This is a genomic window from Photobacterium lucens, assembly GCF_009873615.1.
GTDB lineage: Bacteria > Pseudomonadota > Gammaproteobacteria > Enterobacterales > Vibrionaceae > Photobacterium > Photobacterium lucens.
On sequence record NZ_SSMG01000156.1, the window covers coordinates 1 to 12,626 of the forward strand.

Annotated in this window: 12 protein-coding genes; 3 read left to right on the forward strand and 9 right to left on the reverse strand. The window is 38.1% G+C overall.

What is annotated here, in order from left to right; translation table 11 throughout:
- Window positions 1–482: 482 nt before the first annotated feature.
- The 5 genes from E5A76_RS07250 to msrP form a co-directional block, all read right to left on the reverse strand.
- Complete coding sequence (locus E5A76_RS07250; protein WP_161118518.1) at window positions 483–1,160, reverse strand: porin family protein; 678 nt, start codon at window positions 1,158–1,160, stop codon at window positions 483–485.
- A gap of 300 nt (window positions 1,161–1,460) precedes the next feature.
- Window positions 1,461–2,789: an MATE family efflux transporter gene (locus E5A76_RS07255; RefSeq protein ID WP_161118519.1), complete on the reverse strand. Its 1,329-nt coding sequence runs from the start codon at window positions 2,787–2,789 to the stop codon at window positions 1,461–1,463.
- Between the two features lie 122 nt (window positions 2,790–2,911).
- Window positions 2,912–3,538, reverse strand: coding sequence for a hypothetical protein (locus tag E5A76_RS07260; RefSeq protein WP_161118520.1), 627 nt, complete (start codon window positions 3,536–3,538; stop codon window positions 2,912–2,914).
- Between the two features lie 214 nt (window positions 3,539–3,752).
- Complete coding sequence (gene msrQ / locus E5A76_RS07265; RefSeq protein ID WP_161118521.1) at window positions 3,753–4,421, reverse strand: protein-methionine-sulfoxide reductase heme-binding subunit MsrQ; 669 nt, start codon at window positions 4,419–4,421, stop codon at window positions 3,753–3,755.
- Window positions 4,421–5,437, reverse strand: a complete 1,017-nt coding sequence (msrP, locus tag E5A76_RS07270; RefSeq protein ID WP_161118522.1) for a protein-methionine-sulfoxide reductase catalytic subunit MsrP — start codon at window positions 5,435–5,437, stop codon at window positions 4,421–4,423. The genes msrQ and msrP overlap by 1 nt, the downstream gene beginning before the upstream one ends.
- 205 nt (window positions 5,438–5,642) lie before the next feature.
- On the opposite strand from msrP, the gene E5A76_RS07275 reads away from it, so the two are divergent.
- The 3 genes from E5A76_RS07275 to E5A76_RS07285 all read left to right on the forward strand — a co-directional run bounded on the left by E5A76_RS07275 (window position 5,643) and on the right by E5A76_RS07285 (window position 8,621).
- Window positions 5,643–6,125 carry a hypothetical protein gene (locus E5A76_RS07275; RefSeq protein WP_053989003.1) on the forward strand — a complete coding sequence of 161 codons (483 nt, stop codon included), beginning with the start codon at window positions 5,643–5,645 and terminating at the stop codon, window positions 6,123–6,125.
- A 93-nt stretch (window positions 6,126–6,218) separates the two neighbouring features.
- Window positions 6,219–7,352, forward strand: coding sequence for a fatty acid desaturase (locus E5A76_RS07280; protein WP_053989004.1), 1,134 nt, complete (start codon window positions 6,219–6,221; stop codon window positions 7,350–7,352).
- Window positions 7,353–7,718: 366 nt separating this feature from the next.
- Window positions 7,719–8,621, forward strand: coding sequence for a L,D-transpeptidase family protein (locus E5A76_RS07285; protein ID WP_053989005.1), 903 nt, complete (start codon window positions 7,719–7,721; stop codon window positions 8,619–8,621).
- A 491-nt stretch (window positions 8,622–9,112) separates the two neighbouring features.
- On the opposite strand, the gene E5A76_RS07290 is transcribed toward E5A76_RS07285, so the two are convergent.
- The 4 genes from E5A76_RS07290 to E5A76_RS07305 form a co-directional block, all read right to left on the reverse strand.
- Window positions 9,113–9,373, reverse strand: a complete 261-nt coding sequence (locus tag E5A76_RS07290) for an Lpp/OprI family alanine-zipper lipoprotein (protein ID WP_008989251.1) — start codon at window positions 9,371–9,373, stop codon at window positions 9,113–9,115.
- 448 nt (window positions 9,374–9,821) lie between these two features.
- Window positions 9,822–10,418 carry an SCO family protein gene (locus E5A76_RS07295; RefSeq protein WP_053989006.1) on the reverse strand — a complete coding sequence of 199 codons (597 nt, stop codon included), beginning with the start codon at window positions 10,416–10,418 and terminating at the stop codon, window positions 9,822–9,824.
- A 151-nt stretch (window positions 10,419–10,569) separates the two neighbouring features.
- Window positions 10,570–11,490: a DUF368 domain-containing protein gene (locus tag E5A76_RS07300; protein WP_161118523.1), complete on the reverse strand. Its 921-nt coding sequence runs from the start codon at window positions 11,488–11,490 to the stop codon at window positions 10,570–10,572.
- 132 nt (window positions 11,491–11,622) lie between these two features.
- Window positions 11,623–12,288, reverse strand: coding sequence for a hypothetical protein (locus tag E5A76_RS07305; RefSeq protein ID WP_161118524.1), 666 nt, complete (start codon window positions 12,286–12,288; stop codon window positions 11,623–11,625).
- Window positions 12,289–12,626: the final 338 nt, after the last annotated feature.

The following is a 12,626-nucleotide window of genomic DNA, read 5'->3' on the forward strand; positions in this document are numbered from 1 at the left end:
TAAGTCCTATTTTATTTTTTAAATCAAACTTTTAATTATTATACTTTTAGCAACTTACAATTATCGTTATAAAACGTTTTCTATTGACTCTGATAAACGTTTTTAGTCCTTTGTTCATCATCTGTAATGATTTAAATCCCTGAATTTTGACCATGCTCGTTTCGTTTTAAATTCACCGGTGGCGACAATGAGTTTATTAATAGGTACATGGTCTGATTCAGTGCCATTGTCTACCCAGTTTCTAAGATCATGTGAATATATTGGGACATTATCAAATTTTTACAACAAGCCTTTTTAAAATATAAAGTGTTGCTCTCAAGTCAATAGGGCAATATCACAAATCCACTCATTGAAAAAAATAAAACGAAAATAATAAGAGTTGACGTTAACGATTAATTTCCTCAAAGGGGCTACGATTTATTAGAGGAAGAGGCCATTAGATTCCTTTCTAATGGCCTTAAGAGCTGGATCGTTATGAATTTTTAGAAGTGGTAAGAAACACTTGTTAAGAAGGTTCCTTCACCAGAATTCTTAGTTTTAGCTCCGACGGCGCTAAGGTTTTGATCTTTCCATGAGTAACCTAACTCAGTACCGAATGTCCACTGGTCTAGGTTATATTCGATACCTGTTTGTAGACCATAAAGCATGCCATTCATAGAATCAGTATTATCTTTTTCGGCATTTTTAGGTGCATATCGACCCGTTTCCTTAGATTTCCCATACCACTGATAGCCTAAGTGAGCACCACCTGTAAGATTAATATTATTCGTTAAATTGTAAACATAGTCATACTGTAACTTTAACGTATCGACACCGGCTTCTTCTCCTGCGACCCCGTTTCTACCTAGATGGCCTTTTGATCCTTTAGTTTTAGCTATTTCCTTTAGTTTTTGTTCGCTGTGATTATATCCAAGAGTTACACGATGATGATCATCAATAGTCATCCCCCCATGGATACCATACACTCCTGCAGCTTTAGCCTTTTGACTATAGTTGCTTTCCTTATCATTTTTATTCGCAAAATTTTTCGTACTTTGCTTGCCACCAAAATTTACACCAGCATCTATACCAGCAAAGTAATCAATCTTTGCTTCAGCATGGGCAGCTGTTACTGCAAAAGTTGAAACTAGGATTGCCACAGGCGTTAGAATTTTTTTCATTCTTATTTACTCGTTATCATTAAAATTTAATATGTTCCAAAAGTACCAGTTACTATAAGGATTCAGAAAAGTAACCAGTGCCTTTGGAACGAGAGCTAGATTAATGCGGAATAATGGGAATGCTAAGTGAATAGGAATGATAAGTAAGGATTGAATATAAAGCCTTAATATTCAGTTGTTTATATTAATTTTTTTGTTTTTTTTATTTTTATTTTAGGTTTTTTCCTCACTAAAATTGTCGATAATCATCATGCAACAGAAAACGGCAGTGATGTTAAATACCAACTACCGAGCTAACGGTCAAATCTTCCTGATTTTAATAATCATCCAACTGGTTAGAAGCAAACTACAAATAGGTAATGCTACCCAAACACCGTTTACGCCAAATAGATGAGCTAAAACAAAGATAAAAACTGAGATCAGTAATAGCTTGCCGCCAGTTAAGATTGAGGCTTCTTTTGGCATGTTGATCGATTGGAAGTAAGTCGCGCCTACAAGTAACATGCCTTCAAATGGTAACCCCCAGAAGTAAAGGAACATGCCATTCGTTGCGACAGGTTGTAGTAATGCATTATCACCAGCAAACAAATACACCACATAATCTGGGAAGCTATAAAGTACAGCAATACCAATGGCTGCAACGGCAAGAGTGACGGCAAAGGCAAGATTACGGGCTTTGATGACGCGATCTTTTAATCCTGCACCGGTATTAAAGCTAGTGATTGGTTGAGTGCCTAATGCAATGCCTTCGAAGATCAAATAGAAAAACGCTTCTGTATAACTCACTATGCCGTAAGCTGCGACATGAATTGGCTTACCAACCATCAAAAAAGCTTTGTTGTGCAGGATCAGTACCACAGAAAGGTACATATACATTAATAAGCTTGATGTACCGAGTTTTAAGATTTGTAGGCAGGTATCAAGTTTTAGCTTTAGGCTATCCCAGTGAATACGCAGTGAGGATTTATCACTAAAGAAATGCTGTAAACACAGTGCACTGGTTGCCGCTTGTGAAAGCATAGTCGCAATGGCTGCTCCCGTTAAGCCCCAAGGGATCACAACAATCAGTAGCCAATCAAGGAAGATATTCAGGACACCACCAAAGATCATAATATAGGTGACACGATTGGGCTGTCCGTCGTTACGTAATAGCGATGAAAATGCCATTGAAAGAATAGCAAAGAAGCCCATGCTGAAATACCAGAATAGGTAATCTGTTGCCATGGTGAGAATTTTACCTTCAGCACCGACCCATTGCAGAATGTCTTTACCGAAGCTAATGCCCAAGCCACAAAAGATCACAGAAGCTATTAAACAAAGACTGAAGGCATTGCCGACAATGTTTCGCGCTTCTTCTGTTTTATTTTCACCGAGTTTAATTGATACCAATGCAGAAGCACCCATACCAATTAATGCACCTAGCGCATAAAGAATAGAGCCAATTGGGTAACCGAGGATAATGGCAGCAAGGCCGCCTTCACCAATAAAGTGACCAACGAACATACCATCAACGGCAACGTAAACGCCTGTAACCAACATGGCTGCAATGGTAGGAAGGGTGTAACGCCAGAATAAGCGAAATATAGAATCGTCGCGTAGGGATAAAGGTTGCGCTAATGAGCCAGACATAAAGACTTCCGTGTAAAGCGATAGTGAAATATCGCACTAGCAACCGATGAATAATGTAGGAAATAAACGTTATTCAGTCGATCAGTCCAAAAAGTTGGCGCATTTTCGATGGTTATTACAACTTAGTCAATCTTATAAATTGCTGTTAGGAAGAGATAACGTAAAACAGGCGAGTGATCATCTGTTCTTTGAAAGGGATGCTGTAATGCCATACTTCCACCTGAGTAGTTGAAGCGTTGCGTTACGCTATTTGCTAATGAATCATCACAAGCTTGAAGTTTAATTCCAACAGTGGCGTAGTCTTGATGATTAGCTGGCAACTCACCTATCCACCAAGCTGGGATTTCTTTACTCGCTTTACTTCGATCAAACCAATGATCAGCAACGATCATAAGATAATGTTGCTCATCTTGGGCAAAGTTTTGCTGCAATAGGGCGATGGTGTTGAGTAAGGCTTCACGTCTTGCTTTATTGGCGCTAACAAAATGATGTGCAATCACCCAAATACAGGTGTTACCGTGTTGAAGACGATAAATCGCCTGTGAGATCAAATGGCTATCTTCAATACGTTTGGCTGTTAAGGGGATATTTTTTTGCGCAGCGTTAGTGATAATACGACGACACAGTGTTTTTGCGAGGTGGTTTTCCTGCATCCCACGGCTATGAATGGTCGGATAGTGTTGCTCACATAGCAACATACAGTCATGAGCGAGTTGCTCAACACTGGTTGCTAAAATATCACTGAACAAAATGAATGACCTGCATGGGATAACTAAACACAATAAATACTCAAAATGCGAGATATTCATCGTAGCATATAATTTTGTAATGTCATGTAATACATGAAGATTTGATAATTTTTGACAGAGAATTCAAAAAAAAGACCTGTACCAATTGGGATTTAGGTACAGGTTACTAGACAGTGAAAAGCATTCACTTAAATCGGTTTAATTCGGTTGTCTTTTAACTAGCTATCGAGTTTTTTTGATTTCTATTAGTCCCCAATTTAAATAGCCAGCGTTTCAGTTTGTCTTTTCGCCAGTATAGTAGGGCGCAAGCGATAATAAGATAAATAACAGATTCAGTAATACCAGATTTCACAGACCAAAGATAATGTATAGGGCTTAGAAACAGTGCAACATAAACCCAGTTATGTAATTGTTGCCAGCGAGCCCCTAACTTTCTTTGTATCTTTTGCGTTGATGTCAGCGTGAGAAGCAACAATATGATCCAACTAATAGCACCAATAGCTAAATACGGGCGTTGGATAATTTCTTCACCAATCAATGCCCAATCGAATCCTAAATCCAGTGATACATAAATACTTAAATGGAGTAGCGCCCAAAAGAAGCTGTATAAGCCGAGTACTCTACGCACTTTAACGAGTGTTGCTTGTTTTCCCCAACGCGCAATTGGGCTAATAAGAAGAGTGAGAAAGAGTGTATTTAGTGCAGCTTTGCCGGTGTAATGTTCTATGCCTTTGACAGGATCTGCACCAAAACCACCATTGAATGTTTGTATTATCAGTATAGCGACAAACAATAAACTTATAGCGTGAATTACCACTTTTAGCCAAGTAATGTGCACTGGCTTTAATTTAAACCTGCGGTTATAAGTGCTTGTGTTTGTCATCAGTAGTTCCTTCTCAAATCCATGCCTTGGTATAGACTCGCAACAGCATCGCTATAACCATTGAACATAGCCGTTGGCTGACGTCGGCTACTAAATAAGCTGCCTTCACCGATAAAACGTTCGCTGGCTTGACTCCAACGAGGGTGATCGACGTTAGGGTTTACATTGGCATAAAAACCATACTCGTTCGGTGCGAGGATATTCCATGTAGTTGGTGGTTGTTTGTCAGTTAAGGTAATGCGAACAATCGACTTAATACTTTTAAATCCGTACTTCCAAGGTACAACTAAACGTAGTGGTGCTCCGTTTTGAGGTGGTAAGGTTTTACCATATAAGCCAACGGAAAGTAGGGTTAGAGGATGAAGCGCTTCATCTAAACGTAAACCTTCGACATAAGGATAATCAATACCACCACCTAGCGAACGTGAAGCTTGTCCTGGCATTTGTTTAGGATCGTATAAGGTTTGAAAAGCAACATATTTGGCTTTGCTAGTAGGATCGGCACGCTTGATGATGTCTGCAAGGCTAAAGCCAATCCACGGAATATTCATTGACCATGCTTCGACACAACGTAAGCGATAAATACGCTCTTCTAACGGAAATGACGAGAATAGATCGTCATAATCTAACGTTAGTGGTTTATTGACTAAACCATCGATTTTTACTTGCCAAGGATTGGTAATAAAGTTTTTAGCGCGTTCTGCTGGATCGGTTTTATCGGTACCAAACTCATAGAAATTATTGTACTGAAGAATTTTTTTCTCAGGTGTGAGTGAGAGTGTTGGATCGGATAATGATGATTTTATCGTGGTTAACGAGCGACGATTATCGATAGCATTCTTTTGATCATCTGAACTGAACACATCAAAAATACCCGCTGTAGCATTTGACGCTAACGGAAGGGTAGCCGCAGCAATACCTAACTTCTTTAGAATATCACGTCGTTGGCGGTAAATAGGTTCTGGCGTGACATCGCTTTCACGCAAATCCCACTTGTTTGTGTTCTTAATTAACATAGCGTTCCTTTTCTAATTCTGATAATCGGTACAAGTAAATAGACCTACCGAGTACCGATTATCTTTCACAGAAAAGTTAAAATTTTTGCAAATAATGCTATTTAATTGAGCTAATAATCTTTTGTGCTGTTGTAGTAGTTGAACTAGCAAATCTGTTTGCCGTTTAATGTATAAAATAAATTGTTTATTGAGTGTTGAGGAAACTATGGCAAGTGTGAGCCAATTTAATGCTGATTTGGAATTACAGCACATATATTTGGAAGTGTATGCCGAGCGTTATCATCATTTAAAATCATTCATTGAGGCATATTATTGTTTCACTCATGGAGCTGTGACTAAGCACGATAAGCCTGATTGGGAGGCGATTTTTGATACAGGTATTAGGACAACACAATCTCAAGGCGTAGTGGATCGTAAATTGCTAGTAAGAGATATGCTGGTGCCATTTTCAGTGTTAGTTGGAATGATGAAAGCCATGGTAAGGGATGATGATTTAACCATTGAAGGGCTACGTCAACTGCTTGATGAAAAGCTGAAATATGTCGTATTGACTCGAATTGAACATTCAATATTGGATAAACAAGGTTTGAAAGATGCGATGCCAGCGAGCTTCTATCAGACAAATAGTCATTATTATCAGCGAAATACTGCCCGCTATGATGTGGCAGGTATCACATTAGTAAAATAGCCTTAGTGTAAATAACAGCTTGTCACTTGATAGTCTGAAATTTACCTATATTCTGGCTTACATGTGTACGCTGAGTATAGAGTAAGAATAAGGATGATAACTCAACAGCCAAAACCTCCCGTCATTTGGTTAAACGTAGCCGTATTTAGTGTGACCTTCTTGGTTGCTTTAGTGGGGGTGCCGCTTTATGCCTATCACTATGGTTTTGATTGGTTACAAATTACGATGTTGTTTTTGGCATTTAGCTTTTGTGGCATGTCAATAACAGCAGGTTACCATCGTTTATGGTCACATAAGACGTATCAAGCGAATGCAGTTTTGCGTTTTATTTTTGCAATTGGTGGTGCATTTGCGTTGCAAAATAGCATTTTGCATTGGTCATCAGATCATCGTATCCATCACCGTCACGTTGATAACAACGATAAAGATCCGTATTCAGCGAAAAAAGGGTTCTTCTACAGCCATATTGGTTGGATGCTTCGTGCATACCAAGCAAGCCGTTATCATGATTATGATAATTGCCGAGATCTGCAAAAAGATAGCATCGTGATGTGGCAGCATAAGTATTATTTACCGTTAGCGATTACGACTAACCTAGGGTTCCCATTAGCTTTTGGTTTGATCCATGGTGATGTATGGGGCGCATTATTGCTTGTCGGTGTTTTACGTTTGGTATTAAGTCATCACACGACATTTTTCATTAATTCGCTGGCGCATATTTGGGGCTCTCAGCCATATACTGATAGAAATACCGCCCGTGATAATGGATTTCTGGCATTATTAACCTTTGGTGAGGGTTACCATAATTACCACCATATTTTCGAGAATGATTATCGAAATGGTATTTGCTGGTGGCAGTTTGATCCAACGAAATGGTTGATCAAATCATGCTCATGGATAGGTTGGACAAAGAACTTAAAAGTGACGCCGGCCGATCGTATTGAGAAAACCAAAGCGAAAATGCAGTTTACTCGTATTCAGCAGCACCTAAGCTCAATGCCAAACAGCATGGCTAGGATGTCGCATTTAGAAGATGAATATAACGCATTGATAGCCAAAATTTCAGATTACTATCAAGCGAAGAAACGTTTACTTGAGTTAGAAAAGCAGAAACTTGCAAACAGTTACGATAATTTTGAGTTTGTGCAGCAATATAAGTCGATGAAAGAGCGTTTAGAATTACAACGACGCGAGTGGAAAGGGCTTATTCAGCAATATGCGCTGTAAGTTATTCAAAAAAAGTGAAATAAAATGAAGAGCTGTTGAGGTTTAACCGTAACCTAACAGCTCTTTTTTCATATTAACGGTATAGTAATACCCTTAAGTGACTTCAATATACTGAATTTCATATCTCGAAGTTACGTAGTTATAAAGATATAATCACACTTATCTGTATAGTTAAGCTATGTAAATGATTGACTATACAGAATTAGGCTAATGTTCTGCATATTGCTATGCTAGTAGAATTGGTCTTTATAAAGTACTATGGATTGTAGAGATTTGTTTATAGTTAGTAGTTAAGTGTTTTACTCGCTATAACAGCAATAATTGATTTGTTGCAACACTCAGAAAATTATTAACGGAGACGTCGTTTTGTACCGCGCATTACTTCTTTCACTCACTTGCTTGGTTTCATCTGCAGCAAATGCAATTGAATATCAGTTACCAACCGATGGTAGTAATATCGTTGGTACACCTAATTACTACGAAGTACAAAAGGGAGACAGCCTTGCTGATATCGCCAACAAGTATAATGTTGGTTTCCTTGGTATGATGTCTGCAAACAAAGGCATTGATCCGTTTCTTCCTGCTCCTGGACGTTTATTAGAGATCCCTACCAAAGTTGTGTTACCTGACGTGGCTCATAAAGGCATTGTTGTAAACCTCGCCGAGCTGCGTTTGTATTACTTCCCCAAAGACGATGCATCAAAAGTTTATATTTTCCCTATTGGTATCGGTCGAGTTGGGCGTGAAACGCCAAGTATGACAACAACAATTAATGAAAAGGTGAAAAATCCAACGTGGACTCCGCCAGCATCTATCCGTAAAGAACATGCTGCACGTGGTGATATTCTTCCTGCTGTTGTTCCAGCGGGGCCTGATAATCCACTTGGTGATTACAAAATGCGTTTGGCTTATGGTCATGGTGAATATTTGATCCACGGTACGAATAAAGATTTTGGTATCGGTATGCGTGTAAGTGGTGGCTGTATTCGTATGAACCCATGGGATGTGGAGTGGTTGTTCCCTCATGTCGCATTAGGGACACAAGTACGTATTATCAACCAGCCAGTAAAATATTCGGTAGAGCCAAATGGTAAGATCATCGTAGAAGTGCATTCACCATTGTCAAAAGATGAGTCTCAAATCGGTGAGAAGAAAGTGGTAACTGCACCGAAGCAGCTAATTGAAGATCTAAACTATGACAATGATGCTTACCAAGTCCTAAATAAAGCATTAGATGAACAATCTGGTATTCCAGTAGTATTAAACTGATTTTTTCATTGATATCTAAAACGAGAGCTGATGCTCTCGTTTTTTTTTTGCTTTCAATAACGTGAAACGCTTTCTAAAGTACTTTTTATTTTGTACGTACCAACCTAGCTTAATGTTCTAATAAGTGCGTAGAGAGCATTGCATACGATTATGTTAGGCAAAATTGAAATGCTGTTATATGGGCGTTTAAGCTGATAATCGTTGCGTTGTTATTCGGAAAAAATGAGTAAGCAGTAACTGCAGGGAAGTCATAAAGCTCGTTTTTTAGCTGCGCAATAAAAGACTAATTTATTACATCTTAAGCTAAATTTGTGCCGTATTTTATATTGAGTTAGAAGCAATAAGGCATATTAATGTTTGTAGTAACATGATATTACATGGCAACCATTAATGCGAAATAGGTATGGTGAATGGTTTGAAAGGCTATTTATTCAAGACAAAAAAAGAGATGGCATAAAAGCCATCTCTCTAAGTATCTAGCCTAAGACAAATTACTTAGTGTAAGAACCAGCAATGTTGTCGATACGCTTGTTAGCACGCATTGCTTCTTGGTAAGCTGCGTCTGATGCTGCACGAGAATCGTTTACTGCGCTAACGATTTGGTCTTGTTGACCTTGTAGTGCACTTACTTGCTCTGCTAGAGTGTCAACTTTGTTAGTTAGTTGTTGCATTTGGTCTGCGTCAGTGCTTGAACAACCTACTAGAGATGCAGATAGTAGAACACCAGCTAAGATAGATACAGTACGTTTCATTTTTTATAAATCTCCATATTGATTTTGCCACTACAACTGAGTGTGAAAGTTTGAGTTGGCAAATTCATTATGGCATAACTTCTTAAAATTGCTCATTAATTTTTTTGGCTAAGTTCAAAAAAATCGCGTTCAATATGATTTTTCGGATAAAAAATATACAAATCTAACATTAAATTTTCATACTGTATTTGTGACTAACTATGCGCAACACCGCTTGTAATAAGGGCTGGAGGCATATTTATGACTGTTACAAAAATAATAAGTCAGCGTTATGTAAAAAAATACGATTAAAAAAAAATGAAACATAACAGGCGAATAAATGAACGAAAATGCAAACGATTTTTGTGAGATGTTTCACACACACGTTAAAACCGCTAATCACTAAAATTGACATCCATCTTTTTGGATTATGAATCATTGTGCATTTTGTTGTTATCGTTTGATCAAATTATGAGCTAGGTACTTGTTTGATAATATCAGGTATTGCATTAACCAATGGTGCAGGGTTGAGAAGATGTGGAATTTTCTCAATGAGTTCACCTTCTGGTGATAAGAAATAAAAATAGGAATTGTGATCAATCGCATATTCAAGAGCTGAATCTTTTAGCTCTGTTCGTATTTTTAGTACGCCATATTTTTCTACTAAAGCTTCTGTTTGTTTATTGGTACCTGTCATACCTGAAATCATAGGATGGAAATGTTTTGCATAATTAGCGCTTGTCGTGGCGTCATCACGCTCAGGATCTAAGGTAATAAAAACAGGCCAGATCTGCGCTAGTTGTTCTGATGGTAGCTGCTTTAATGCGGCAGACATGACTGCAAGCGAAGTCGGGCAAACATCAGGGCATTGTGTGTAGCCAAAATACACTAGACGAACTCTGCTATCTGTAGGGTTATACAGGTCAATGGCTGTATCGCCAGACTCTAATATATTGATTGGGTAGTCAGGCTCACTAGAAAGGTTTGGATCACGACTATCAAGGATATAGCTGGTGGTTAGTCCAGCAATTAACGCGAGTGACAGAATCATCCATTGGTATTTCATTTGTTTATCCTTAAACAAGCACAACAGTAAAATTCGATTATGTGTTTAGCTTAAAGATAAGTGTAGGCAAGTTTTATACTTTTGTGAGGTCGGGTTTAAAGATAAAAAAAAGGCAGCTCACTGGCTGCCTTTAGATGTTGTTTATTTGATATTACTTTTGCTCTGCCGCTGCAAACTTCTCTAATCCCCATACCACAGCAATACCTAAGATCATGGCAATGACTGCATAAGTGATTAAAGCAGGGTGTCCTGTTACTTGTTCAAAGCTAAATGGTGATAAGTTGTGCTCAAGCAGCGGTACTTGCTCACCGTGTGAGTTAACACGCCAGCTGACGACTTCTTTCCATGGCCAGATTTTACTTAATGTTCCGATCATTAAACCGGTTAGAAAAGTTAAAGCAAGATCTCGGTAGCTACGAAGTAGCCAAGATAAGAAATGAGAGAAACTCAATAAGCCAACCAAACAGCCGATTGCGAATGTACCAAGTGTAACAACATCAAATGATTTTGCTGCTGCAAGGATCGGTGCGTACATACCAAGTAGTAACAAAATAAAGCTACCTGAAATACCTGGTAGGATCATGGCACAAATGGCAATAGCGCCTGCAATTAATACGTTAATTGGTGTTGGTTCCATCGCAACTGGATGAAGTACTGTAATGCCATAAGCAAACACTGCACCAAAAACAATGGCAATGAAGCGGCTAATCGTCCATTTATCCACTTGTTTGAACATATGGATAACAGAAATGATGATTAGACCAAAGAAGAAAGACCATAGTGGAATTGGATGGGTTTCAAGCATCCAAGTAATGAATTTTGCTAAGGTAAAGATACTGGTAAGGATACCGCCGAATAGGCAGATCAAAAAGGTACCGTTGATATGCTCATAAGCACCTTTAATACCATCTTTACGAATAATACCAATTAGAGAAGGGTTAACACGACGAATACTCTCAAGCAGGGTGTCGTAGATGCCAGTGATGAAAGCAATGGTGCCACCAGAAACACCAGGTACAACATCAGCAGCACCCATAGCCATGCCTTTTAGAAAGGTGAAAAGTTTATTCATTAGATTATGTATCTCTATGATAGCCAATAATATTTGGCGTATTATACAAGTAAGAGCGGAGATACTACCACAAATCACTGACTTGATAACTTGGCTTATTTGTAAGCAAAATCATTATATGAGCAGAGTGCGTTATAAGGCTGCAAATTTGGTTGTTTTCGACTTCTTAGCAAATTCAGCAAATCGCTCGCAAGGTTCTTGATGGAAAGTAAAACTTGTTTGCTTGTTACCAATAATATCAAGCAGTAACAATTCAGCTTGGTACTTTGCTTCTAGTAATTGTTCATTGTTGAAGTAGCTCAATACGGGTGAGACAAGTGTTTTGTCAATTTGTTGTAAAGAGTAATAGCACTGATTAATTGCGATATTATCATTAAAAAGTTCTAATGCCTGATACTGTGTTTTTACTGTGTCTTGTGACTGTAAAAGACGCAGTAATTTGTCCCAGCGTTCAGCGGCTAAAATACCCATCGCGACGTATTCTGAACGTTGATAACTTTTTAGTAGCATTCGCTCATAATCGTCTCGTATACCGTTGTTATTAAGATCGACGCCAAATAAAGAGCCATTAACTGATGTGTCATCTTGCTGATAAGGGCGGGGGACTTGGCTGGTACTCACGTTCTTGGTTGCTAATATTTCTAAGGACTTAAATTGGTTTAATGGTAGATCAATATTATGTTGAGTGAGTTTCTCTGGCGATAATTTGATAATTCGAGGAGTGTTAACTTCGGCTTGGGTATGAAATGAAGTGATTAAAGGAATAAATGCTAGCGATACTTTTGTTAAATTACCCATAAATATTCTTCTTCACAACAATCCATTATGTGACATTGAAGTGCCATGATCACTTTATTCATTAACAACTTCAATTTTTATGGATTAGAAATGAGATCATCAGATAAGTATTTTTTTAATACTGTTACTGTATGCGCTAAAAACTTTGTCTGTGATCGCAAATTAAAAGAAAGTCTTACAAAACAGGCAAGTATATAAATAAAGACCTTAGGTATGTTCAGGTTATATTTAGATTATGAAATTATACTAAAGATAGAAAATGGGATGTTTTCCATTTTCAACTCAAACAACGGATTGTGTATATTACATTGTAATATTTAGGAATTATATGTCAGAGC

Bases quoted from the DNA above. Each gene is read 5' to 3' on its own strand.
- E5A76_RS07305 (WP_161118524.1), bottom strand. From the start codon at position 12,288: ATGGGTAATTTAACAAAAGTATCGCTAGCATTTATTCCTTTAATCACT.
- E5A76_RS07300 (WP_161118523.1), bottom strand. From the start codon at position 11,490: ATGAATAAACTTTTCACCTTTCTAAAAGGCATGGCTATGGGTGCTGCT.
- E5A76_RS07275 (WP_053989003.1), top strand. From the start codon at position 5,643: ATGGCAAGTGTGAGCCAATTTAATGCTGATTTGGAATTACAGCACATA.
- E5A76_RS07295 (WP_053989006.1), bottom strand. From the start codon at position 10,418: ATGAAATACCAATGGATGATTCTGTCACTCGCGTTAATTGCTGGACTA.
- msrQ (WP_161118521.1), bottom strand. From the start codon at position 4,421: ATGACAAACACAAGCACTTATAACCGCAGGTTTAAATTAAAGCCAGTG.
- E5A76_RS07250 (WP_161118518.1), bottom strand. From the start codon at position 1,160: ATGAAAAAAATTCTAACGCCTGTGGCAATCCTAGTTTCAACTTTTGCA.
- E5A76_RS07255 (WP_161118519.1), bottom strand. From the start codon at position 2,789: ATGTCTGGCTCATTAGCGCAACCTTTATCCCTACGCGACGATTCTATA.
- E5A76_RS07280 (WP_053989004.1), top strand. From the start codon at position 6,219: ATGATAACTCAACAGCCAAAACCTCCCGTCATTTGGTTAAACGTAGCC.
- msrP (WP_161118522.1), bottom strand. From the start codon at position 5,437: ATGTTAATTAAGAACACAAACAAGTGGGATTTGCGTGAAAGCGATGTC.
- E5A76_RS07290 (WP_008989251.1), bottom strand. From the start codon at position 9,373: ATGAAACGTACTGTATCTATCTTAGCTGGTGTTCTACTATCTGCATCT.